Raw genomic sequence first — 23,201 nt, 5'->3', positions numbered from 1 at the left:
GGGAAGAGGACGGGGCGGCCGCGGGGGTCACCAGGAGCCCGCCGAGGCGAGCTCCCGTACGGCGTCGGACACCGACAGCGGCGGCCGATCGCCCACGGAAGCGCCCACGGGCCCGCCGGGCCGGGCGGCGACGGGCGGGACCCCGGGACCGGCGGCGCCCGTACGGGCCACCGGCACCGGGCCGGCCACGAGCGGGGGCACCGCCCGCGGCCCCGGCGCGGGACGGACCACGGAGCGGGCCGCGTACACCCGGGCGCCGGGCGGCAGGTCCTCGGTGACCGTGGCCATCGCCCCGACCAGGGCGTGGTCGCCGATGGTCACCGGGCCGAGCACGGTCGCGTTCGCGCCGAGGATCACGCCGTCGCCGACCACCGGGTGGCGGCGGGCGCCCGGCGGGCGGTGGTTGTCGGCCCACCAGCCCACCGCGCCCAGCGTCACCTGCTGGTAGATCGTCACGTCGTCACCCACGACGGCGGTCTGGCCGATCACCACGGACGCGCCGTGGTCGATGAACACCCGCCGCCCCAGCACCGCGCCGGGATGAATCTCCACCCCGGTGCGTCGCCGGGAGATCCGGGCGATCGTCCGTGCCGCGGTGCGCATCCCACGGCCGTACAGCCGGTGTGACACACGGTGGGCCCACACGGCGGACAGGCCGGTGTGGCCGAGCGCCTCGCGGCGGCTGGTGAGGGACGGGTCCCGGGCGACGACGACGGAGAGGTCCTCGGCCAGGGTCCGCAGCAGTCCGGTCTCCTCGGTCATGGGGTCGGCTCCTTTCGCCACGGCCGTCGCTCAGGCGGCCAGGGTCGAGGCCGCCGCGGCGGCCGGTTCGACGTCGATCCGGATGGACTCGCGGACCAGCCGCTCGCACAGCGCGACCGCGCCGTCGGTGTCGGCGGCCGTGACCACGACACTGCCGAGCCGGTCCCAGTTGTCGCGCAGCGGCCGGACGGTGTCACCCGGGCCCACGTTGACCTGCGCGGCGAGCACGTCGGGCCGGGCCCTGACCTCGTCGACGCCCGCGACGGCCGTCACGGTGCCGGGCTCGCGCAGCACCACGCGCATCACCGCGGCGCCCTTCGGCTCGGGGGAGGCGGCGAGCGGCTCGACCAGGCCCAGCGGCCAGGCCGTGCCGTACGCGATCATGTCGATGCCGTACGCGGCCTCGACCAGCTCCACGATGTTGTCGCCGCCCAGCCGGTTGTGCGACTCGATGACGAGGGGCCCGCGCGAGGAGAGCCGGATCTCGGTGTGGCTGGGGCCGTCGGTGACGCCCATCCCGGTCAGGAACTCCTCGACCGCGCCGGTCAGCGCCGCCCGGTCGTCCGCGTCGAGCCGTGCGGGTACCGCGTGCCCGAGCTCGGCGAAGTGCTCCTCGCTGGTCAGCTTCTCGGTGACGGCGACGACGACGTGGCGGCCCGCGAAGCTCAGCGCCTCGACGCTGAACTCCGGTCCGTCGATGTACGACTCCATCAGGAAGCCGTCGACGGTGAACATGGTGGAGCCGCGGTCGGTGCGGCCGCCGTCCATCTCCCGGATCCGCGCCCACACCCGGTCCAGGTCCGCGCGGTTCTCCGCGCGCAGCAGGCCGAAGCCCGCGGTGGTGGACACCGGCTTGACGATGAAGGGGTAGCCCGCCCGCTCGCCGAACGCGTCCAGCGACTTCCGGCCCTCCACGAGCGCGGCGTGCGGCACCGGAAGCCCGTTCTCGGCGAGGTGCCGGCGCATCAGCGACTTGTCGCGCATCCGACGGCTCACCTCGTGGCGCCGTCCGTCCGTCAGCCCGAACAGGTCGCCGAGGCGGCCCGCCGGGGTCACCCCGGGCTCGGTCAGCGACACGACGGCGTCCACGCCGTACACGGCGCGGGCGGCCTCGGCGAACGGCCGGACGGTGTCCCAGTCGGTGTAGTCGACGACGAGCAGCACGTCGGCGGCGCGGGTCTGGTACTCGGTGACCTTGTCCGGGTGCTGGATCAGCACGGTCGTGACGCCGAGCGCCGCATAACGCTCCACATGGGCGTCGACGCCGCCGATCAGCAGCACGGTCTTCCGGCCGGTCGGCGCGACCGGGACCGGGGCGGGGGAGGGGACGGGGCCGGTGTGCTCGGTGGTGGTCATCGGTGGGTTCCCTTCGGGGCGGCCAGGGCGGTCTCGCGGACGTCGACGCGCAGCAGCCCGCGGACGCGGGCGATCCGGTCGGCGGCCTCGGCGGGCGACTCGGCGTCGACGACGACATAGCCGTGGCGCGTGAACGAATTGGTGGTGGGCGGCAGCTCATCCCCGGGGGAGTGGGGGAAGTGCAGCGTCTGGACGTAGGGCAGGGCACGGATCGCGTCGAGTCCGGTGACCGACCGCAGCTCCCCGGCGGGCAGCAGGAAGAAGCCGACGGACGCGGTGTGCTTCGGCCGCGGCGGTTCGACCGGCTGACCGGCCAGCGTCCGGAAGATCGCGGCCTCGATGTCGTAGTCGGAGGCGGTCTCGACGAGCAGCGGGATGCGGTCGCCGCCCAGCCGGGTCTGCGACTCGACGACGCGCGGACCCCGGTCGGTGAGGATGACCTCGGTGTGCGCCGGGCCGAAGCGGTAGCCGGCCAGGTCGAGCAGGCCGATGACGACCGCGTGGATCGCGGCCCGCTCGGCGTCGGCCAGCGGCGCCGGGTGGACGTGCGAGGTCTCCACGAAGTACGGCGCGCCCGTGGTGTGCTTGGCGGTGATGCCGATGACGTGGTGCACCCCGTCGGCCGAGAGGGTCTCCACGCTGAACTCGGGTCCCTGCAGGTACTCCTCGATCAGGTACGGGCCGGGCAGCCCGGCCGCGGTGACCCGCTCCGTCCACTCGTCGAGGTCGGCCGCGTCGCGGATCAGCGCGACGCCCCGGCTGCCGGAGGCGCGGGCGGGCTTGACCACCACGGGCAGCGGCAGGCCGGCCAGTGCGCCGGACACCTCGCCGGCGGTCGCGACGGAGGCGGAGCGCACCGCCGAGAGACCGTGCGCGGCGAGCAGTCCGCGCATGGCGGCCTTGTCGTTGAGCACCCCGATCGCGGCCGCCGGGTTGGGCGAGACACCGAGCGCCTCGGCCTCGGCGTAGGCCGGGGGCATCGACTCCTCCGCGCCGAGGTGCAGCACATGGCCGATGCCGTGCGCGCGGACCGTCGCGGCGATCAGGGCGCGCAGCCCCTTCTCGTCGGAGAAGTCGGTGAGCAGCAGCTCCTGGGCGTGCTCGGCGACCTCGTCGAGGTACTTCCGCTCGCGCAGCGAGGGGTCCCAGATCGCCCAGACCTCGAAGCCCGCCTCGGCGGCCTTGCGGACGAACTGGCTGTAGGGCATCACCATCAGCAGCCGCTTGGATGCGCCGGTGGGGGTCATGTCGGGGACTCCGTTCTGGGCCTGGTCGGTGACTCGGCACGGGGCCGTCGCCGTCCGACGGGGACGGCGACTTCACGAAGAAGCGCCGAGTCCCGGCGGACGTCTTCCGGCACGGGGGCGGGTCGGTATCGTCGTGTCAGACATCGGGACGGCTCGGTCGGGAGCGCGTCCCAGCAGTGGTCAGGCATCCGACGGCCGCGGGGGGCGTCCGCCGGAGGAGGTCAGGTGCCGCTCAGCCGGAAACGGATGAGGGAGCGTGCATCCGTCACCGTGAAGACGGGCAAGAGCGCCCCGGCGCCGTGCACGTCGCCCGTCTCCAGCGTGGCCAGGGCGCGTACGGCGCCACGGGCGCGCAGTTCGGCGAGCCCGGCGGTCAGCAGGGCGAGGCCGATGCCGAGCCCGCGGAAGGCCGGGGCGACCGCGGCCTCCAGGAGCCTGCCCTCGTTGCCGGATCCCTGCGTCAGGACATGTCCGGCCGGACGCCCGGACACCTCGAGGAGCAGCGCCGCTCCACCGTTCTCCCGCGACCGGCGCAGCGTCGCGGCGAAGACAGCCGCGTCCTCGGTCCTGGGGCCCCGGACCGCGCACCGCAGATGCAGCGCGTGCAGGGCCGCGAGGTCGCCGGGGTCGTCGAGGTCGGCCGCGCGCACCGAACCGCCGTCGGGCAGCACCATCGGCAGCGGGTCCGTCGTCAGGTCGATGTCGTACTGGCCGGTCGTGGCGCCGCGGACGAAACCCGCCTCCTTCAGCACCACCGGGACCACCTCGTCGCCGCGCAACACGCCGCCGACGGTCACCGAGTACGGTCTGCCGTCCTCCGCCGTGAGCTCGTCGGCCCGGTCCAGCAGCAGGCACAGCAAGGTGCGGGCCGCGCTCACTCCGTGCCGGCCGGGCAGCGCGGTCAGCACGGCGTCGAGCTCGTCGCCGCGCGGGGTCAGCGCCGCCCAGGCGAGCACTTCGTCGCCGGGGCCGGTCAGACACCAGCTGTTCTCCTCGTAGCCGGGGTGCCCGGCCGCCCGGAGGACGTCCTCTCGGGTGTACGTGGCCACTCCGGTGAGGTTCTTCTCGTGCGTGCGCATCAGGCGGACCAGGCTGTCCGGCGGGATGTCGGTCGGGCGTCTGACGGTGAGTTGCCCGTGCGGGGTCATCGGTGCCTCCCGTCCTTGGGGAGTCGGGTCCGGCGGTCGGGCCGGAGCGTCCGGGAGCCCGTGGCGGGCCGCTGTCGGCGGCGGCCCCCCACCGGGCGGGGCCCGGAACCCGGTACAGGCAGGGAAAGGGACGCCGTGAAACGGAATTCACCGGTATTCACAGCGCTCCTCCTTATCTCTGACCGACCGGATTCCGGCGCCGGCACGGGGGGGGTCCGGCGTAGTGCGAGATGCTACGTGCCCAAGCTGTGCAGTCCTTCTCTGAGAATGCTCGGTGACCCTCTCCGCGATTGAACACGGCCGAACGCAGCACGAACCAAGATGCGTCCACGCGGCCGCCCACGAGACGCTTCGGCGAGCAAACCCGAAGGTCAGGGACGGGTGCGAAGGGGTGGTCGCATGCACGGCGGCGTCATCGAGGCGAGCGTGGACCCACTCACGCCGCAGCACCACGGTCGAACAGCCGCTTTCCCGCATCCGGTTCGCACCGGTTCGGAGGACATCGTTCCGAAACTCGTCGACGTACTTGTGCAGAACCGCGACGAATTGCTCACGGCGCTCACCGAAATCTCCACCGCTCAGGCGGCGGGTGACGAACTCATGCGCTCCGTGAAGGCGCTGGCAGGTGCTCCCTGGGAACTGCTCCGCAATTCCCCCCGGCGGCTCGCCCGCCTCGCCACGTTCCTCCCGTCGAACAACCTGCTCTACTCCTACGTGCTGTTCGGCGTCGTCCCCTCGCTCTACACCGACGAGATCCGGCTGCGCCCATCGGCCCGGGTCGCCCGCGCCGCGCTCGCCGTCCACGAGATCCTCGGCCCGCCGCTGCGCCGGCTCGGTGCCGGACGGATCGTCATGACCCCGTGCACCCAGCGGGAGTTCCTCGCCGACTGCGCCCGCTCCGACGCCGTCGTCTTCACCGGCCGCCCGGAGAACGGGGCGGCCGTCGCCGCCCGGCTGCCGGCCGGGACCCTGCTGCTCTCCTTCGGCTCCGGGCCCAACCCGGTGGTCGTCGGACCCGACGCCGATCCCGACACCGTGTGCCGCGCTGTGCTCGACGCCCGGCTCCACAACTCGGGCCAGGACTGTCTGTGCACCGACCTCGTCCTCGTCCACCGCTCACAGGTCCGCGCGCTGGTGCCGCGGCTCGCCGACGCGCTGGCCGGGATCCGGGTCGGCGACCGGCGCGACCCCGCCACCCGGGTCGCCCCGCTGGTCTATCCGGACGCCGTCGAGGACGCCGCCGCCTTCCTCGCCACGCACCGCGAGTTCACCGTCCGCGGCGGCCGGACCGACCTCGCCCGGCACACCGTCGAGCCGACGCTGCTGCACCTGCCGTGGCAGGAGGACTTCCACCCGCCGGAGTTCTTCTCCCCCGTCGTCCTCACCATGGCGTACGACGCGCCCGGCCAGGTCGACCGCTGGCTGCGCTCCGCCGAGGAGACCGCCCGCGGCATGTACGTCTCGGTGTTCGGGGAACCGGCCCTCGCCGGAAGGTCCCGCATCGCGACCAGTGTGGTCTGCGAGGAGCGCGTCACCTTCGACGTCGAGGACGGCAACCGTCCCTTCGGCGGCTACGGCCCGCTGGCGGGGAACGTCCGCCGCCACGGCATCGTGACCGGCCGCCCCCTGCTGCTGTCCGCCGAGGCGGGCCCGTCCACCGCCGGCCCCGGCGTCGGCCCCCGCTCCCGCGGCCGCACCGGTTCCTGATCGCCCGCCTTTCCGGCCACCCCCGTGCGCCGGTCGCCGCGACGGCCCCGCAGCTGTGCCCGCGTACCCGCGTACCCGTACGTGCGCCCCGTATCACCGAACCGATGAGGAGCTGCCCCGTGAGCGTGACCATCGAGAACCATGCCTGGCACGTCGTCGCGGGGACCCTCGCCGACGCCGGATGCGACCTCGTCGTCGGCCTGCCGTCCGACGAGCCCGGCCTGATGGACGCCGCCAGGACCGTGCCCGGGCTGCGCGTCGTCGGGGTTCGCGACCAGCGGGCGGGCGCCTGCGCCGCGATCGGCCACGCCGCCGTCTCCGGACGGCCCGCCGTCCTCGCCGTCAACTCCGGCCCGAGCTTCGCCAACGCCCTCACCGGCCTGCTCGAAGCGGACTCGCTGGGCGCCCCGGTCGTCGTCGTCACCACCCGCGTACCCGCGCTCGGCATCGGCCGCGGCGCCTTCCAGCACACCGACCAGGCCGCCATGGCCGCACCGCTGACCAAGTGGACCTTCCTGGTGGAGGACCCGCGTCAGCTGACCTGGGCGTTGCGCCGCGCCGTCCACCTCGCCGTCAACGGCGCCCCCGGCGTGGTCCTGGTCGAGATCGCCGACGAGGTGCTGCGTGCCCCGGCGCCCGAGCCCCGCCCCGCCCCACCGGTGCGCCGCCTGCGCTTCGCCGCCGACGCGGAAGAGGTCCGCCGCGCCGCCGCGCTGCTCGCCGGCGCACGTCTCCCCGTCGTCGTCGTGGGCGGCGGCTGCAAGCCCGCGGGAGCGGGAGCCGCCGTGCGACGGCTCGCCGAACTGCTCGGCGCACCGGTCTTCACCACCGCCGCCGGGCGGGGCGTCCTCGACGAGGAACACCCGCTCGCCTGCGGCCTGGTGGGCCTCTACACCACGCCACCGGCGGACCGGCTGCTCGCCGAGGCGGACGTCGTCCTCGCGATGGGCTCCCGCCTGGAGGAGACCGCCCGGATGGGCTGGGACGGGCTCGACGACAAGACGCTCGTCCATGTCGACGTGGACCCGGCCGTGTTCCTGGCCGCCCTGGAACCCGAGGCCGCCCTGCTCGGCGACGCCGCCGTGGTCGCGGGCCAGCTTGCCGACGCCCTGACGACACAGCCCCCGGACGCACCGGCCCTGGCTGCCCGCAGAGCCTCGATCGCCGCCGTACGGGAGGAGATGCGCGCCCGCCACACGCCCGGCGACCCGGACGGATCCGGTCTGACCGTGTCCGAGGCGCTGCGGCTGCTCCAGGAGTCGGTGGGCCGCGACGCCACCCTCGTCCAGGAGAACGGACTGCACGACATGTGGGGCTACCACTGGCCGGTGGTCTCCGTCGGCGACGGGGCCCGGGTCGTCACGCCCGGCGAGCAGACCATGGTCGGGTTCGGGCTCCCGGCGGCCGTCGGCGCGGCCGCCGCCGACCCGGCCCGCAGGACCGTCCTGGTCTGCGGCGACGGCGCGTTCGAGATGGGGTTCGCCGCGCTGCCCACCGCGACCGAACTGAAGCTCGGCCTCACCGTCCTCGTCCTGGACAACCGCGGCTACGGCTGGCCCCGGTTCGTCCGCGTCGAGGAGCGGGCCCCCGACACCCTCACCCGCTTCACCGCCCCCTCCCACACCGACGCCGCCGTCCGCGCCCTCGGCGGCGACGCGGTGCGCTGCACCACGCCGGCGGAACTCGCCACCGCGCTCGCGGCCGCGGCCGAGGCGCACACCGAGGGCCGGCTCACCGTCATCACGGTCCCCGTCCACGACGCCGACGTCCCGGTGGGCGTACGCCGGGTCTTCGCCGATCCCGCGACCCCCGAGCCCTCGTCGTCCGGAGCGGCAGCATGACCCCCCGCCCCGGGACCCACCCACTCCCCGGCCCGGCCACCACCGGAACTCCCGCTCCGGTCCCCGGTGGCTCCGCCGCCGCGACCACCGGCCGGTCCGTCGCCCAGGTCCCCGCCCCGGCCGCCGGACGACCCGCCGCTTCGGCCTGCGGCCCGGCCACCGCCCCGGCTCCCGGCCCAGCGGCCGACCACTCCGCCCGACCCGCCCCGCGCCCGACGTCCCGACCCGCCCCCCGCCTGACCGTCGACGGCGAAGCCGTCCCCGCCGGCCGGCTCGCCCGGCTGGTCGACGGGACCTCCCGGGGACTGGCCGCCGCCGGGGCGGGGCCCGGGCGGGCGGTCGCACTCGCCTGTGACCATCCGCTCGCCGCGGTCGTCGCCGCGCTCGCGGCCGAGGCGGTCGGTGCCCCGCTGCTGCTCGACGGCGCGGCCCCCGCCCGGCACATCGCCCCGGCGGCCCAGATCCGCGCCACCGGCTCGGGGGTGCCCGTCGTCGTCGCCGGTGCCGCCCGGCCGTTCGACGTCCCGGACCGGGTCGCCGCCGTGTTCTGGACCTCGGGCAGCTCGGGCGACCCCAAGGCGGTCGCCGTCCCGGCCGCCGCCCTCGACCACCAGGGGCGGGCCACCGCCGCCCGGATGCGGGTCACCGACGCCGACCGGCTGCTGCTCCCGCTGCCCCTGCGGCACGCCTACGGCTACAGCGTGCTGCGGGTGTGGCGGGCCACCGGCGCCCACCTGCACGCGGAGTCGGGTTTCCACCTGCGCACCACCCTGACCCGGATCGCGACCGAGCGCATCACCTCGCTCGACGGGGTGCCCACCATGTACCGGATGCTGGCCGCCGAGGCCGCCCGTGACCCGGAGGCGGCCCTGCTGCTCGCGGGCCTGCGGATCCGCGGCTGCGGCGGCGACGTGCTGACACCCGCCCTGTACGACGATTTCCTCGCCGTCACCGGGGCGTCCCTGCACGACGGGTACGGCCTCAGCGAGGCGGGCCCGAACGTTGCCCTCAACGCCCCGGGCGACCTGCGCCCCGGCACCGTCGGGCGGCTCCTCGACGGCGTCGAGGCCCGGCTCGGCGGCCCCGACCGGGAGATCCAGGTGGCGAGCCCGAGCCTGATGCTCGGTTACCTCGACCCGGCCACCGGCGGCCTCGACCGCACCCCGTTCACCGACGACGGCTGGCTGCGCACCGGCGACACCGGCGCGGTCACGGCCGACGGCTGGCTCACCGTCCGCGGCCGGATCAAGGAAGTGCTCGTGGTGCACGGCGAGACCGTGGCCCCCACCGTCGTCGAGGATGCGGTACGGGCCGCGGCCGGAGTCCTGGACGCGGCGGTCGTGGGCATCCGGGGCGGCGGTGACCGCGGCGACCGGGGCGACACCGTCTGGGCGTTCGTGGAGAGCGCGGATCCCGACCACCGGGCGGTGGCCGCCCGGGTCGCCGAGGCGTGCCGCCGCAGGCTCCCCCCTCACGCCCGCCCGCGTGCGGTCCGCGTGATGCCGCGACTGCCGCGGACCGGAAGCGGAAAGTTCGACCGGGTTCGGCTGCGCGGCTGGGCCTCCGGCACGGCGGCGACTGTCGCCGCGTAGCCGTAGGGCCCGATTACATGGTGTTTTGAGTGAGTTTCATGAAGCAACCTGGAAGATGTGACGGTCCCTCAAGATCGCTAAATTCATTGGTGGCTGCCCGGAAGAGGAGCGGCCGCTTCCCCCTCCTTCGAACCATGGAGTTCTCGCATGACCGTCAAGAACACGTTCGGCCTCATCGCTCGCGTCGGCGCCACCGCCGCCCTCGCCACCGGCCTGGCCGTCGCCTTCCAGCCCGCCGCGATGGCCGCGGCCCCGGTCGTCTCGGTGACCCCGGCCGCCGGCCTCGCGGACGGCGCCACGGTGACCGTCACCGGCACCGGCCTGACCCCGGGCGCCGTCTACCACGTCGCCCAGTGCGAGATCGTCGCCTCCGGCGACTACGGCTGTGACCCGGCGACCGTGGTGGACGTCGCCGCGGACGCCCAGGGCAAGCTCAGCACCCAGTTCACCGTGCACAAGGTCTTCCAGGCCGTGAAGGGCGCCGCGGGCACCCCGTCCGGCACGGTCGACTGCGGCGCCACCGCCTGCCAGGTCGGCCTCGGCGACTCCCAGGGCGTCGGCGGCGGCCAGCGCATCACCTTCGCCTGAGCACCGGCCGGCTGACGACGTCGCGCGGTCCGTGGCGCCGCCGCACCCGACTCCCCGTCAGGGAGCCTGGCTCCCTCTCGGGGAGGGTGCGGCGTCGGCCAGGACCACCGCGACCGTCTCCGGCTCGAAGTTGACCGCGCTGGACCAGCCACCGATCGCCAGCCGGAACCAGATCGCGCTGGTGATCACCCCGTCCCGGTGCTGGTCCTCCACCACCTCGTCACCGGGCGACCAGCCCTCGGCCTCGTAGCAGTCGGCCGCGTCCGGCAGCAGCAGCCGGGTCACGGGGCTCTCCAGGGACGGACCCGACCGGACGTTGGCATCACGCCACACCGGCCCGAGCAGGGCGGGCAACGGATGGAACCCGCCGGACTTGGGGGACGACGACATCGGACCTCTCCTTCTCTCTGTGTTTCTCTTCGGCTTTCTCGCCGCTCCCGGCCGCTCCGGCCAGGGAGTCCTCCTCGCCCGCGTACCGACTCAGGCGACGGCCCCCAGGACCGTCTTCCTCTCGGCGGCCCGCGTGCCGCCCAGCCACACCACCTGGGACACCATCTGCAGCAGCCGCGCCGTGTCCGGCGCGGGCTTCTCACCGGTGGTGTCGGCCGTCGGCACCCGGTCGACGGCAACCCCCACCGGCGTCGGCCAGCCCCGCAGCGCGTGCCCGATGGTGCGCAGCGTCGTCAGTGTCGACACCGCGCCCTGCGCCGCCGCGCCGACCGCGACCGTGCCGATCGGCCTCCCCTCCAGGTACGGCACCGGACCGCCGATGTCGTTGACGTAGTCGAGGGCGTTCTTCAGCAGCCCCGAGACGGTGGCGTGGTACGTCGGCGACACCAGGACGACCCCGTCGGCGGCCCGCAGCTCGTCGAGGAACCCGGCCACCGCCGCGTGCGAGGTGCCGAGGCCCGGCCGGTACGCCGGGAAGTCGATCTCCGCACCGGTGAACACCCGCGCGGAAGCACCCTGCTCGGCGCAGCGCTCCGCGCACCAGTCGGCCACCCGGTCGCAGGTGGATCCCTGGCGCAGCGATCCGCTGATCAGGACGATGTGCGGTGCCGGCATGGCGGAGGGCCCTTTCTTCGGACGGAGGGTGGTCGGCTGGGTGGTCGGCTGGGCGGTCGTCGAAGAGGTCGGACCGGCGGCCCGTTCGGGGCCTTGGGCCCTGGGCCGCCAGCCCAGGACGTCGGTGAGTGCCACGTCCTTCCGGCCGGCGGAACGGACATGGGCGTTGCGGCGCTCCTCGGCCGCCCGGTCGGCGCCCTGGTCGAGGGAGCCCTGACGACGTGAGGCGAGCACCACGGCCCCGGCGCGCGGCGCGCGCTCGCGGGCGTAGTCGGCGAGCGCGTCGGGCACCTCTGCGGCCGAGGCCAGCGCCTCGGCCAGCACCAGCGCGTCCTCGAGGGCCATGTTCGCGCCCTGGCCGAGGGCCGGGACCATCGGATGGGCGGCGTCGCCGAGCAGCGCCACCCGGCCGTCGACCCAGCCGTCGACGGGGTCGCGGTCATGGATGTCGGTGACGACGATGTCCTCGGGAACAGCCTCGCGCACCAGGTCGACGACCGGCGGGTGCCAGCCGTCCATGGCCTCGAGCAGCGCCGCCCGGGCGCCGTCCGGGCCCAGTGCGGGCCACACCCCCGGCGGCGCGGTGATCTTGGCGGTCCAGTACAGGGTGTCGCCGCCCACCGGGGCGACGAACAGCTGGATGCCCCGGCCGTTGACCACGTGCCCCCGCGCACCGAGCGCCGAGCCGCTGGTCCGGCCGCGCACCGAGGTGTAGCCGCGGTAGTGCGGCGGCCCGTCGCCCAGCATCTGGGCCCGGACCGCCGAATGGATGCCGTCGGCGCCGATCAGCGCGTCGCAGTCGACGGTGTGCCCGTCCGAGAGGACGGCGGTGACCTGATCGGGCCCGGTGATGTAGCCCGTCACCGCGGTCGAGAGGCGGACGGCGGCCCCGGCGGAGAGCGCCTCGTCGAGCAGCGCGCGGTGCAACGCCGTGCGCAGCACCGGGATCTGCGGAGCGCCCAGCGCGGCCGTCGACGTGCCGACCTGCTCCTCGGCGAGCACCGTGCCGTCCGCCTCCATCACGATCCGCACCTCGTCGCGCCGCGTGACGTGGCCGACGTCGCGGAGCCGGGCCCCGAGACGTCCGCTCAACGCGTCGACCGCGCGTACCCCGTTCGGGTACAGGACGAGCCCCGAGCCCCTGGCACCGACCCGTCCCGCCCGTTCCACCACGGTCACGTCGAGGCCGCGCGCGGCCATGCCCGCGGCCGCCGCGAGCCCTCCGATCCCGGCGCCCGCCACCACCACGGACCGTTTTCTGGTCATGTCATCCCTCCCGCGCGGCGAACGCCGCCGTCGGTGTCGTGTCCCGGGTCGTCGCGGACCAGAGGCTCTTGTCCCCGGGGTTCGCGTCCCCGGCCGCCGGAGCCGCCCCGAGCAGCCGGCCGTCGTACGCGCCGAACCTCCCCGACGCGGCGTCCCACACGGTCCGCCCGGCCCGCAGCGTGCGCTCGACCCGGCCGGTGAACGTCCAGCCCTCGTAGGCCGACCAGCCGCACTTGCTCTCCACGTCGTGCGCCGAGAGCATCCACGGCGTGTCCGGCGCGAAGATCACCAGGTCGGCGTCGGCGCCCGGCGCGATCCGCCCCTTGCCCGGCAGCCGGAACAACTCGGCGGGCAGCTGCGACAGATGCCGCACCAGCCGGGCCACGGCCACGTCCGGATCCTCGTCGGGACGGCGGCGGCGCATCCCCGTCCACACGGCGACCGCCAGCTCCTGCACGCCGGGCAGCCCCGGCGGCGAGTCGGCGACCGACCGGGTCTTGTCCTCGACGGTGTGCGGCGCGTGGTCGCTGCCCAGCGTCGCGGCCTGCCCCTCGACCAGCGCCCGCCACAGCCGGTCCTGGTCCAGCTGGCCGCGGATCGAGGGCGAAAGCCGGGTGCGCGCCCCCAGCCTGCGGGTGTCCTGGTCCGTGAACGACAGGTGATGGCCGGTGACCTCGAAGGTCACCGGGTATCCGGCGGCCCGCGCCGCGCACACCAGGTCGGCCTCCTCGGCGCTCGACAGATGCAGGATGTGCGCGGCGGTGCCGTACCGCCGGGCCAGCTCGACGACCTTGGCGACGGCGACGATGCCGCCGGTGCGCGGGCGGCGCCGCTCGTACTCCAGATAGCTGCCCGGATCGCCCCACCAGGCGTCGAGCAGCGCGAACAGTCCGTCGTCCTCGGCGTGCAGGACCAACTGGACCCCGCCCTCGGCCGCCGCGGCGAACGCCCGCTCCAGCACGGCAGGGTCACGCACCACCGTCGGCGCCGTGTGGTGGCCCGCCATGAACACCTTCGCGCTCGTCGCCACCGCCGGATCGAGTTCCGCCAGCAGCTCGGGCCTGGCCGGGTCGAGCCCGATGTGGAAACGCAGGTCCACCAGCGAACGGCCCGCCACCAGCCGGGCCTTCTCGGCCACCGCGGCCGGGTCGAGCGTCGGCGGCACCGTGTTCGGCATGTCCATCACGGTGGTGACACCGCCGCGGACCGCCGCCCGGCTGCCGTGCTCCCAGTCCTCCTTGTACGTCAGACCCGGCGTGCGGAAGTGCACATGGGAGTCGATGAGACCGGGCAGCACGTAGTGGTCGCCCGCGTCGATCCGCTCGACGTGTGACGGGGCGGTGTCGGCGCCTGTCACGGCGGTGATCCGCCCGCCGGCGATCAGTACATGGCCCGCCCGCACCCCGTCCGGCGTCACCAGCCTGCGACCGCTGACCACGAGGTCGGGCACCGCGCTCAGCCCGTCCATGACGCCGCCACCAGGTCCCGGCACAGGTCGTTGGTCGGCCCCATGAACGCGATGCCCCGCGCGTCGGACAGGAGTCGCCCGATCCGCGCGCCGTCGTGGTACCCGGCCGAGCCGAGCATCCGCGCCACGTCGAGGCAGATCTCCTCGGCCGCCACGCTCGCGTGCAGTTTGCTGTGCAGCGTCGTCAGACCCGGATCGGCCGAGGTCCGCGCCCCCGCCCGGTCCACCACGGCCCGCGCCGCCTCGAGCCGGGTCGCCAGATCCACCAGCCGGTGCCGCACGGTCGGCAGCGCGAGCAGCCCGCGGTGCTCCGCGTGCCGTACGGCCACGTCGAACGCGCCCTGGGCGATGCCCACCGACACCGCGCCCAGGCTCGCGCCCGACTCCCGCACCCCCGCGATCACCGAGGCGGCCCCGCCGACGGGCCCGAGCAGGTCGGCGTCCGCGACCACACAGCCGTCCAGCGCGACCAGGCCGGTCGCCGAACCGCGCATGCCGGCGAGTCCGAAACCGAGTTCCGGGACCACACCCGGGGTGTCCGCCCCGACCAGGAAGAAGGTCTGCCCGTCCGCTCCGTACCCGCCCGGCACCACGGGCGGCGCCTCGGAAGCCGTCCGCACCAGCACCAGATAGATGTCGGCGACTCCGGCGCCGGTCGCGAACGCCTTCGAGCCGTCCAGCCGCCACCGGCCGTCGGCGAGCCGCGTCCCCGTGCTCGACAGATTTCGCTTCGCCGCCCCCGCGCCCGTCTCGCTCCACGCCGAGGCCGCCAGCACGCTGCCGTCGGCGAGCCCCGGCAGCCAGCGCTCCCGCTGCTCCTCGGTGCCCCACTCGGCGATCCGGGCGCTCACGGCGAAATGCTGGAACGCGACGATCGCCACCGACGGATTGACGGCGGCGAGCTCCGCGACGATCCGGTTGACCGCCACCGCGTCCCCGCCCGCACCACCGTGCCGGACCGGCACGGCCGTGCCGAGCAGACCGCTCGCGCGCAGCTGGGCCAGCACCTGACGGTCCGGCTCACCCGCCGGATCGGTCGTGTCGGCGGATTCGGACAACCGGGCGCGCAGCTCGGCCGTCAACAGCGGTCTCATGCCGCCCCCGACAACGCCAGGCATTGGGCGACCTCCTCGAATTGCAGATGGCTCAGGGGCGTCAGGACGAACGAACCCTGGAAAGTGACGCTCTTGCGTGCGACGGTCGCCCACAGCAGGGCGCCCTCGCCGTCGGCCGCGCCGGGCGTCGCCGTGACCGCCGTGACGGCCGTCCGGCCGCCCGTCGTCGCGATCTCCAGCAGCCCGGTGTCGGCACCGTTCTCGCGGGCGATCCGCCACGGCACGGTGCCCGGAATCCGTACAGCCGTCCCCAGGCACACCACCCCGGTCAGGGCGATCGACGGGTGCCAGCCCGGCACCGTCACGGCCCGGGCCGCGATCCCGCCGTCCTCGGCGGGCAGCACCGCCGCGATCTTCGGGAATGCCCCGTCGGCCGGCCAGCCCAGCCGGCCGGCCGCCGCCGCGCGCAACGCCTCCAGCCGGCCCAGGAGTTCGTCGCCCGCACCGAACAGCGCCGCCTGGTCGGGCACCCCGAGCTCGCGGGCGTCCACGAAGGCGTACGCGTTGGCGCTCGCGACCAGCGACACCTCGGTCCGGTCGGCGCCCGCCACCAGTGGCGTACGGGGCGCCCCGGAGGGCAGCAGCTCACCGAACGGCACCGGCGCCGACTGCACGAAGGTCACCGTGAACGCGGCCCCGTCCCGCTCCACCCGGTCGACCTCGCACACCACGCTGTCGCCGTTGTTGAGCACCTGCACCCGGATCCGCGCCCCCGGCACCAGCCGCGGCAGCATGCCCGAACGGGCCGCGGCCACCACCGCCGACAGGATCGAATGACCGCACGAACCCCGCAGGTCGAACCGGTCGGGGGCGCCGGGCAGCGCCTGCACGAACCGGTAGTCCAGATCGAACATCGGGTGCGCGGACGGCTCCACCAGAGCGATCTTCAGCACATGCGCGCCGCCCGCCGACACCAGGTAGCGGCGGGCCTCGGCGAGGTGCGCGAGCAGCGCCTCGTCGTTCCGCGGCAGTCGTCCGGCGTCCAGCACGAAGGTGGGGCAGGGACTGCCCGCCGCGTACGCGAGATGGCCGATCACGCCGCCACCGCCAGCGTCCGCGGCCCGTCCGGCGCCACCGGCGCGATCCCGGGGAGGGTCACCGGCCGGCGGAACTGCTCGTGCCACACCTCGTAGGCGAGCAGCGCCCACAACGCGAGCGCGGCGCCGTCGTCCGGCCGCTCGGCCTGCGCCGTGAAGAGCGCCTCGACCGCCGCGCCGTCCAACTGTCCCCGCTCCGCGAGCCGGTCCGCCGCCAGCAGGTCCCGGGCGTGCTCCCACAGCGAGGTGCCCGGCCGCAGCATCGCCGTCACCGGCAGCGTGAACGGCTGCTTCGGGCGGGCGAGCACCCGCTCCGGCAGCAGCCCCGCCGCCGCCGCGTACAACGTCCGCTTGACCTGTCCGCCCTGGATCCGCTGGTGGTCCGCGAGCGCCCGGCCGAGCGCGACCACCGACCGCTGGCAGAACGGCACCCGCGCCTCCACCGAGGAGGCCATGCTCAGGTGGTCGACCCGGCGCAGGTGGTAGGCGGGCAGCCGCTGCTCCAGCTCGAACCGGGTGATCCGGTCCAGGACCGTGCCGGGACCGTGGAGCAGCTCGGCCAGGACACCGGCGGGCAGCGCCGGATCGGCCGCGACATGGGCCCGGTAGTCGGCGGTGTACAGGCGCGCCCGCAACGCGGCCGGGGCGGCGGACAGCGCGTCCAGATACCCCGCCGACCACTCCTCGCCCGCGGCGGACCGCTCGGCCGCCACCCGCATCCGCTCGTACCCGCCGAACACCTCGTCGGCGGCGTCACCGGTCAGCGCCACCGTGAAACCGGCCTCGCGCACGGCCCGGAACAGCGCGTACGTGCTCAGGGCGATCGGGTCGGCGTTCGGCTGGCCCAGATGCCACACCGTGTCCTGGAGGAGCGCGGGGAAGTCCGCCGGGTCGATCTCCACCTGGTGGTGCGCCGCCCCGGCCCGCTCGGCGACCTCACGAGCGAAGTGCCGCTCGTCGAACGGCCACGCCCCCCGGTAGGCGATGTTGAAGGTGTCCACCGGACCCTGCTCGGCGGCGAACGCCGTCACCAGGCTCGAGTCCAGACCGCCGGAGGTGATCAGGGCCACCGGCACGTCCGCGACGAGCAGCCGGCCCACCTCCGTGCGCAGCGTCCTGCGCACCCGGCGGGCCGCGCTGAAGCCGTCCGGGACCGGACCCTCGGCCCCGTCGGCGGGCCGCCGTCGCACCCGGGGGGTTCCGCCGAGCTCGCACACCCAGGTGGTGCCCGGCTGGAGGACGTCCACGTCCTCGTACACGGTTCGCGTGCCGAACGGCGTCCTGGTCGCCAGGTACGCGTCGAGTGCCGACTCCCGCACCCGGGCGCCGATCCCGCTGAAGCCCAGCAGCGCGGGCAGTTCGGAGGAGAAGCGCAGGGAACGCTCCGCCGCGTCCCAGCGCAGGTACAACGGCTTCATCCCGATGTGGTCGGTGGCGAGCAGCAGCCGCGGCACCGGGCCGCGCTCGTCGATCAGAGCCAGCGCGTACATGCCGTCGAGGTGGTCGGCGAACTCCTCGCCGTACTCCAGGTACAGCGCGGGCAGCACCGAGCCGTCACAGCGGTCGGGGATGTCATGGCCGCGCGCCACCAGGCGGGCACGCAGTTCCTCGTGGTTGTAGATCTCACCGTTGAACACGACCCGCACCCGGCCGCCCCGGCCGTACGGCTGCTCGCCGCCGTCCAGGTCGACCACGGCGAGCCGGTTGCTGCCGAGGCCCCAGCCGGGGGCCCGCGCGGTCCGGGTGGCGTCCGGGCCCCCGTGCCGCTGGAGGGCGGCGACGGCGCGCATCTCGTGCGGCGTCGCCGCCGCGTTGAAGTAACCGAAGATCCGGCACATGTCTGCCTGTCTTTCGTGAGGAGACGACGGATCAGCGGGCCGTCGACAGATAGCGCTCCCCGCTGTCGGGGAAGACGGTGACGACCGTCGCGTCCGCCCAGCGGGAGCGGCCGGTCACGGTACGGGCGGCCCAGGCGGCCGCCCCGGAGGAGACACCGACGGGCACGCCGGTGGCGCGGGTGATCTCCCGGGTGGTCGCCGCGGCCGCCTCGTCGGTGACCGCGACGACCTCGTCCACCAGGGACAGGTCGGTGATCTCGGAGACGTATCCGGCGCCGATGCCGGGAATGCCGTGCGGCCCGGCCTCACCGCCGGACAGCACGGCGCTGCGGGCCGGTTCGACGGCCACCACGTGCAGCGCGGTGCGCTCCTTCAGATAGCGGGCGGTGCCGGTGAGGGTGCCGCCGGTGCCGACCCCGCACACCAGCACGTCGATCCGGTCGCCGAGGGCCTGCCAGATCTCCGGTCCGGTGGTCGCGTAGTGCGCCGCCGGATTGGCCGGGTTGCGGTCCTGGTGCGGCACCCACGAGCCGGGCACGGTCCGCTGCAGCTCCTCGGCGTACGCCCAGGCGGCCATCAGCCCGTCCCCGGCCGGCACGAGATGCACCTCGGCGCCCAGCTCGCGCAGGATCAGGCGGCGTTCCTCGGTGGCGTTGTCGGGCATCACGATGAGACAGCGGTGGCCGCGCCGGGCGCACAGCGCGGCCAGCGAGATGCCGGTGCTGCCCGACGAGCACTCGATGACGGTGCCGCCGGCCGGCGGCAGCAGCCCGGCCTCCTCGGCCGCCCGCATCATGAACAGCGCGGCCCGGTCCTTCACGCTGGACAGAGGGTTGGCCATCTCCAGTTTGGCCAGCAACCGCACCGACGCGCCGAGTCCGGGCAGTCGCACGTCGAGCAGCGGCGTCCGCCCGACCAGGTCGTCCACCGACCCGGCCGGTGCGTCCACCGGCCCGGCCGGTGCCCGCGTGCTGAGTTCTGTCGTCACGGTTTCCCCTTTCCGGTCCCGCGCGGTCAGACCGTGCCGAGGCCGCGTGCCGCGGCCAGATGCGCGGCGGCGGCCTGCTGAAGGTGGGTGATGTCGCTCGAGACGGTGGCGAAGGTGAACCCCTCGGCGAGGCGTTTCGCGGCGTTCTCGCCGTCCAGGACGTGGATGCCGCAGGCGATGCCGTTGCGCCGGGCCGCGTCCTTGATCCGCACCAGCGCCTCCTCCAGCGCGTCCGCCGCCGCCGGGTCGCCGAAGAAGCGCGCGCCGAGCGCCGCCGACAGGTCGGCGGGACCGACGTACACCGCGTCCAGACCCTCGGTGGCGCAGATGGCCTCCAGGTCGTCCAGCGCGGCCGCCGTCTCGATCATCACGACGCAGGCGACCTGCTCGTCGATCTCGGCGGGCACCGAACCGAGCCGCACCTCGGCCCGGACCGGACCGCCCAGGCTGCGGGTGCCCACCGGATGGTGCCGGCAGGCCCGGACCACGGTCCTGGTCTGCTCGGCGCTCTCCACCATGGGGACGATCACGGCGCGTGCCCCGGTGTCCAGGGCGATGCCGATCGCGACCGGGTCGGGCGACGGCACCCGGATCACCCCGGCGGACCGGCCCCGGGCGTCGACCGCCAGCATCGCCGACTGCCAGCCGGGCTGATGCAGCACGCCGTGCTGGCCGTCGACACCGATGTAGTCGTAGCCGAGACCGGCGATCCGCTCGGTCCCGGCCGGGTTGTCCAGCGCGATCCAGTAGCCGACCAGCGGCTCCCTGCGGCGCAGCCGCGCGGCGAACTCCTCCGGCCCGGGCACGGACACAGGCGCGTCGCCGGGCCCGGCGTGCGCGGTCGCGGGCGCGGTGTTCACTCGCCCTCCCGCAGGGCGTAGCTGCGCTTGCCGTCGAGACCGACCGGCACGTCACCGTCGACGGACACCCGGTGCAGCACGCGCTGGTGGCGGTCGTAGTCGTTGACCGCGTAGTGCTGGGTGCTGCGGTTGTCGAAGATCAGCACGTCACCGGGGCGCCAGGACCACCGCGCGGTGTTCTCCGGGCGCCGCACGTACGACTGCAGCACGTCGATGATCGGCCGCGACTCGCGCGGGGTCATCCCGACCAGCCACTGCGCGAAACCGCCGAGGAACAGGCTCGGTTCACCGGACTCCGGATGCACCCGCACCACCGGGTGCGCGGCCTCGAACCGGCGGGCCAGGAACGCCTCCCTGACCTTCTCCCCGCGCTCGGTGCCGAGCCGCGGCTGCTCCGCGTGATTGGTGTGCACGGCCCACAGGCCGTCCGCTATCGCGCGCAGCTCCGCCGGCAGGTCCCGGTACCCGGCGGCCGCGTTCGCGACCATCGTGTCCCCGCCGTAGGGCGGCAGCACCACGCTGCGCAGGCTCGTGCCCAGCGACGGGGCGGTGGTGAAGCTGACGTCGGTGTGCCAGTGGTCGGCACGCTGGTCCTCCCCGTCGACCGGGAGCACCTGAGGGGTGCCGTCGACCGTCCGCATCATCGGGTGCGGGGCGGTGAGCGGGCCGAACCTCGCGGCGAAGGCGAGCTGGTGGGCGTCGTTGATGTCCTGGTCACGGAAGAACAGGACCTTGTGCTCCAGGAACGCGTCGTGGATCTGCCGGAAGACGGCGTCCGACAGCTCGGTGGAGAGGTCGACGCCCGTCACCTCCGCGCCGATCCTGCCGCCGATCCTGCGTAGGCCGAAGAGGGACACCAGCATTCCTTCCGAGCGGGTCGGGAGCCCTGTGCTCCCGTGACGGGCTGGGCCGCGCGGGCATCGGGCGCGCCAGGCCGTCCCGTCACGGGAGAACACCCGGCGGCGGTCGGACGGGACCGGCCGGGCAGGACGGCGCTGATCACACCACGGCCGGAAATCGACGGCAAGACATCCTGGAATTGCGTCGCGACTTCACCAACTCGCTGTCGGCGACCCCGGAAAAAGGGCCCGGAAAAATCCACGACTTGTTCAAGTCGTGGCGCTCGTCCGGCCATCGCTTGCCGACCCGCCGACAGCGGGAGATTCTCGAGCCGCCGCGCCTGTGCCCGCACCCCGGAAACGAATTCCGCGCTCTTTGCCGTCTTCTGCAGAAAAGGACCGCTGACATGCCGGTGATCACCGTCAACTGGTGGCAGGGCAACGACCGAGAGAGCCGCAGAGACCTCGTGGCCGGCATCACCGATGTCGTCACCCAGGTCTCCGGCTGCCCCGACGAAGCCGTCACCGTGATCATCCGGGACGTGGACCCCGACCACTGGGGCAAGGGCGGCCGGCTCGCCGACGAGATCCGCCCGCCGCGGAGCCTGCGATGAGCACGGCGGAGGGGAAGAAGGCGACGGACGACACCCGGACCGCCCTCACCCTGCGCTCCCTGCACCCCAACATCCGCCTCCGCCTCGGCGTCGGCTTCGTCCAGCGGCTGCTCTCGATCATGCTGATGCCGCTGCTCGTCATCCACCTCGCGGGCCTGTACGGCGCCGCCGTCGCCGGCGCCCTCACGGTCTGCGTGGCGGCGGCCGGCATCGCGGCCAACTTCCTCGGCGGCCACCTGGCCGACGTCCACGGCAGACGCCCGGTCATGGTGGCCGGCGAACTCGGCGCCACCCTCACCTTCGCCCTCCTCGCCCTCGCCAACTCACCCTGGTGGAGCTCGGGGCCCGCGACGTTCGGACTGTTCCTGCTGAACACCTGCTGCTCGCAGCTGGCCACCCCGGCGGCCGACGCGATGATGGTGGACGTCTCCACCCCCGAGAACCGCCCGCTCGTCTACACGATCAACTACTGGTCCATCAACCTGGCCTTCACCGTCGGCGCGCTCCTCGGCGGCTTCCTGTACGACGGGCACTTCCTCCAGCTGCTGACCGGCGCCGCCGTGCTCTGTCTCCTGACCACGGCGGTGATGTGGCGGTGGATCAGCGAGACCGCGCCCGCCCCCGGCGCCCCCGGCGCGTCCGGCCCGGCCGCCATGGTCCGCGGCTATCTCGCCGTCGCCCGCGACCGGGTCTTCCTGCGGCAGCTGGCCGCCGCCACGCTGATCGCGGCCGTCGAGATGCAGATCGGCTACTACATCGCCGTCCGGCTCGCCGACGAGTTCCCCCGCCAGACCCTCCTCACCCTCGGGTCCTTCGGCCTCGACGTCGACGGCACGGCGATCCTCGGCGTCCTGCGCGCGGTCAACGCCGCCCTGGTCGTCGCCCTCATCCTCGCCGCCAAGACCCTCCTCGGACGGGTCGGCGAACGCACCCGGCTGTACGGCGGCATCGCCGTCTTCACCGTCGGCTACATGATCTGGGCCGTCAGCAACTCCGGCTGGGTGCTGATCGCCGCCGCCGTGCTGCTCACCGTCGGCGAGATCGCCAGCGTCCCGGTGCGCCAGGCCCTGCTGGCCGACCTCGTCGACCCCGAGGCCCGCACCAAGTACATGGCCGCCTACGCCCTCAACGCGCGCGTCGGCCTGCTCGTCGCGGCCCTGTGCGTCACGCTCGGGGCCTTCGTCCCCGCCGTCGGCATGAGCCTGCTCTACGCCACCGCGGGCATCGCCGCGCTGCTCCTCTACCGGTCCCTCCTCGGGGTGCGCACCACCCGCGAGGCCGAGACGAACCTCGTGAAGGCTGCCTGACATGACCCGCACCGCGACCAGACGTCTGTTCACCTCGGAGTCCGTCACCGAGGGCCATCCCGACAAGATCGCCGACCGGATCAGCGACACCGTCCTCGACGCCCTCCTCGCCCAGGACCCGCAGGCCCGGGTGGCGGTCGAGACGCTGATCACCACCGGTCAGGTGCACATCGCGGGCGAGGTCACCACCACGGCGTACGCGCCGATCGCGCAACTGGTGCGCGAGGCGATCCTGGAGATCGGCTACGACTCCTCCGCGAAGGGCTTCGACGGCGCGTCCTGCGGGGTCTCGGTGTCCATCGGCGCCCAGTCGCCGGACATCGCGCAGGGCGTCGACACCGCGCACGAGGCCCGCGTGGAGGGCGCCGAGGACGCCCTCGCGTCCCAGGGCGCGGGCGACCAGGGCCTGATGTTCGGCTACGCGTCGGACGAGACCCTGAACCTGATGCCGCTCCCCATCGAGCTGGCCCACCGGCTCTCGCGCCGGCTCACCGAGGTCCGCAAGAACGGCACCGTGCCCTATCTGCGCCCCGACGGGAAGACCCAGGTCACCATCGAGTACG

At 74.4% G+C, this 23,201-nt stretch carries 20 protein-coding genes; 7 read left to right on the top strand and 13 right to left on the bottom strand.

What is annotated here, in order from left to right:
* Positions 1-27: 27 nt before the first annotated feature.
* The 4 genes from epsC to IE311_RS32335 form a co-directional block, all read right to left on the bottom strand.
* Positions 28-762, bottom strand: a complete 735-nt coding sequence (gene epsC, locus IE311_RS32350) for a serine O-acetyltransferase EpsC (protein WP_189835434.1) — start codon at positions 760-762, stop codon at positions 28-30.
* 30 nt (positions 763-792) lie between these two features.
* Positions 793-2,118 carry an ATP-grasp domain-containing protein gene (locus IE311_RS32345; RefSeq protein ID WP_189835433.1) on the bottom strand — a complete coding sequence of 442 codons (1,326 nt, stop codon included), beginning with the start codon at positions 2,116-2,118 and terminating at the stop codon, positions 793-795.
* Positions 2,115-3,365, bottom strand: a complete 1,251-nt coding sequence (locus IE311_RS32340) for an ATP-grasp domain-containing protein (RefSeq protein ID WP_189835432.1) — start codon at positions 3,363-3,365, stop codon at positions 2,115-2,117. Before IE311_RS32340 ends, IE311_RS32345 begins: the two co-directional genes overlap by 4 nt.
* A gap of 221 nt (positions 3,366-3,586) precedes the next feature.
* Positions 3,587-4,513: a GNAT family N-acetyltransferase gene (locus IE311_RS32335; RefSeq protein WP_189835431.1), complete on the bottom strand. Its 927-nt coding sequence runs from the start codon at positions 4,511-4,513 to the stop codon at positions 3,587-3,589.
* 399 nt (positions 4,514-4,912) lie between these two features.
* Here IE311_RS32335 and IE311_RS32330 point away from each other — a divergent pair, with 399 nt between their 5' ends.
* The 4 genes from IE311_RS32330 to IE311_RS32315 all read left to right on the top strand — a co-directional run bounded on the left by IE311_RS32330 (position 4,913) and on the right by IE311_RS32315 (position 10,241).
* Entirely contained in the window at positions 4,913-6,220 is a 1,308-nt protein-coding gene (locus IE311_RS32330; RefSeq protein WP_189835430.1) for an aldehyde dehydrogenase family protein, read from the top strand.
* Between the two features lie 119 nt (positions 6,221-6,339).
* On the top strand, positions 6,340-8,061 hold the full coding sequence (locus tag IE311_RS32325) for a thiamine pyrophosphate-binding protein (protein ID WP_189835429.1): 1,722 nt from the start codon (positions 6,340-6,342) through the stop codon (positions 8,059-8,061).
* On the top strand, positions 8,058-9,653 hold the full coding sequence (locus tag IE311_RS32320; protein WP_229902300.1) for a class I adenylate-forming enzyme family protein: 1,596 nt from the start codon (positions 8,058-8,060) through the stop codon (positions 9,651-9,653). Before IE311_RS32325 ends, IE311_RS32320 begins: the two co-directional genes overlap by 4 nt.
* 147 nt (positions 9,654-9,800) lie before the next feature.
* Positions 9,801-10,241: an enediyne antibiotic chromoprotein gene (locus tag IE311_RS32315; RefSeq protein ID WP_189835428.1), complete on the top strand. Its 441-nt coding sequence runs from the start codon at positions 9,801-9,803 to the stop codon at positions 10,239-10,241.
* Positions 10,242-10,298: 57 nt separating this feature from the next.
* Here the strand turns inward: IE311_RS32315 and IE311_RS32310 are convergent, their stop codons facing one another.
* The 9 genes from IE311_RS32310 to IE311_RS32270 form a co-directional block, all read right to left on the bottom strand.
* Positions 10,299-10,631 (bottom strand): hypothetical protein, encoded by a 333-nt coding sequence (locus tag IE311_RS32310; RefSeq protein ID WP_189835427.1) that lies wholly within the window; start codon positions 10,629-10,631, stop codon positions 10,299-10,301.
* Between the two features lie 90 nt (positions 10,632-10,721).
* Entirely contained in the window at positions 10,722-12,572 is a 1,851-nt protein-coding gene (locus IE311_RS32305) for an NAD(P)H-dependent oxidoreductase (RefSeq protein WP_189835426.1), read from the bottom strand.
* 1 nt (position 12,573) lies between these two features.
* A complete protein-coding gene (locus IE311_RS32300; RefSeq protein ID WP_189835425.1) occupies positions 12,574-14,040 on the bottom strand; it encodes a dihydroorotase in 1,467 nt (488 codons plus the stop codon).
* Entirely contained in the window at positions 14,028-15,134 is a 1,107-nt protein-coding gene (locus IE311_RS32295) for an acyl-CoA dehydrogenase family protein (protein WP_189835424.1), read from the bottom strand. Before IE311_RS32295 ends, IE311_RS32300 begins: the two co-directional genes overlap by 13 nt.
* The gene (locus IE311_RS32290; RefSeq protein ID WP_189835423.1) at positions 15,131-16,192 is read right to left on the bottom strand and encodes a PrpF domain-containing protein; all 1,062 of its coding nucleotides are present in this window, start codon (positions 16,190-16,192) and stop codon (positions 15,131-15,133) included. Before IE311_RS32290 ends, IE311_RS32295 begins: the two co-directional genes overlap by 4 nt.
* Positions 16,189-18,030, bottom strand: coding sequence for an asparagine synthase (glutamine-hydrolyzing) (gene asnB, locus IE311_RS32285; RefSeq protein WP_189835422.1), 1,842 nt, complete (start codon positions 18,028-18,030; stop codon positions 16,189-16,191). Before asnB ends, IE311_RS32290 begins: the two co-directional genes overlap by 4 nt.
* Before the next feature lie 31 nt (positions 18,031-18,061).
* Entirely contained in the window at positions 18,062-19,018 is a 957-nt protein-coding gene (locus tag IE311_RS32280; RefSeq protein ID WP_189835421.1) for a PLP-dependent cysteine synthase family protein, read from the bottom strand.
* A gap of 26 nt (positions 19,019-19,044) precedes the next feature.
* On the bottom strand, positions 19,045-19,830 hold the full coding sequence (locus IE311_RS32275; RefSeq protein WP_189835472.1) for an HpcH/HpaI aldolase family protein: 786 nt from the start codon (positions 19,828-19,830) through the stop codon (positions 19,045-19,047).
* A gap of 44 nt (positions 19,831-19,874) precedes the next feature.
* Entirely contained in the window at positions 19,875-20,735 is an 861-nt protein-coding gene (locus tag IE311_RS32270) for a TauD/TfdA dioxygenase family protein (RefSeq protein WP_189835420.1), read from the bottom strand.
* A 389-nt stretch (positions 20,736-21,124) separates the two neighbouring features.
* Between IE311_RS32270 and IE311_RS32265 the strand changes: the two genes are divergently transcribed.
* The 3 genes from IE311_RS32265 to IE311_RS32255 form a co-directional block, all read left to right on the top strand.
* Complete coding sequence (locus IE311_RS32265; RefSeq protein ID WP_189835419.1) at positions 21,125-21,331, top strand: tautomerase family protein; 207 nt, start codon at positions 21,125-21,127, stop codon at positions 21,329-21,331.
* Positions 21,328-22,638 (top strand): MDR family MFS transporter, encoded by a 1,311-nt coding sequence (locus IE311_RS32260; protein WP_189835418.1) that lies wholly within the window; start codon positions 21,328-21,330, stop codon positions 22,636-22,638. The genes IE311_RS32265 and IE311_RS32260 overlap by 4 nt, the downstream gene beginning before the upstream one ends.
* A gap of 1 nt (position 22,639) precedes the next feature.
* Positions 22,640-23,201 (top strand): S-adenosylmethionine synthetase N-terminal domain-containing protein (locus IE311_RS32255; RefSeq protein ID WP_308439850.1); only part of this gene is annotated, 562 nt, incomplete at its 3' end.

It is taken from the genome of Streptomyces zaomyceticus, from assembly GCF_014656215.1.
In the GTDB taxonomy this organism is placed as follows: domain Bacteria; phylum Actinomycetota; class Actinomycetes; order Streptomycetales; family Streptomycetaceae; genus Streptomyces; species Streptomyces zaomyceticus.
This window is presented reverse-complemented; position numbering and strand designations above follow the sequence as displayed.

Bases quoted from the DNA above. Each gene is read 5' to 3' on its own strand.
- epsC (WP_189835434.1), bottom strand. From the start codon at position 762: ATGACCGAGGAGACCGGACTGCTGCGGACCCTGGCCGAGGACCTCTCC.
- IE311_RS32345 (WP_189835433.1), bottom strand. From the start codon at position 2,118: ATGACCACCACCGAGCACACCGGCCCCGTCCCCTCCCCCGCCCCGGTC.
- IE311_RS32340 (WP_189835432.1), bottom strand. From the start codon at position 3,365: ATGACCCCCACCGGCGCATCCAAGCGGCTGCTGATGGTGATGCCCTAC.
- IE311_RS32335 (WP_189835431.1), bottom strand. From the start codon at position 4,513: ATGACCCCGCACGGGCAACTCACCGTCAGACGCCCGACCGACATCCCG.
- IE311_RS32330 (WP_189835430.1), top strand. From the start codon at position 4,913: ATGCACGGCGGCGTCATCGAGGCGAGCGTGGACCCACTCACGCCGCAG.
- IE311_RS32320 (WP_229902300.1), top strand. From the start codon at position 8,058: ATGACCCCCCGCCCCGGGACCCACCCACTCCCCGGCCCGGCCACCACC.
- IE311_RS32315 (WP_189835428.1), top strand. From the start codon at position 9,801: ATGACCGTCAAGAACACGTTCGGCCTCATCGCTCGCGTCGGCGCCACC.
- IE311_RS32310 (WP_189835427.1), bottom strand. From the start codon at position 10,631: ATGTCGTCGTCCCCCAAGTCCGGCGGGTTCCATCCGTTGCCCGCCCTG.
- IE311_RS32305 (WP_189835426.1), bottom strand. From the start codon at position 12,572: ATGACCAGAAAACGGTCCGTGGTGGTGGCGGGCGCCGGGATCGGAGGG.
- IE311_RS32300 (WP_189835425.1), bottom strand. From the start codon at position 14,040: ATGGACGGGCTGAGCGCGGTGCCCGACCTCGTGGTCAGCGGTCGCAGG.
- IE311_RS32295 (WP_189835424.1), bottom strand. From the start codon at position 15,134: ATGAGACCGCTGTTGACGGCCGAGCTGCGCGCCCGGTTGTCCGAATCC.
- asnB (WP_189835422.1), bottom strand. From the start codon at position 18,030: ATGTGCCGGATCTTCGGTTACTTCAACGCGGCGGCGACGCCGCACGAG.
- IE311_RS32265 (WP_189835419.1), top strand. From the start codon at position 21,125: ATGCCGGTGATCACCGTCAACTGGTGGCAGGGCAACGACCGAGAGAGC.
- IE311_RS32260 (WP_189835418.1), top strand. From the start codon at position 21,328: ATGAGCACGGCGGAGGGGAAGAAGGCGACGGACGACACCCGGACCGCC.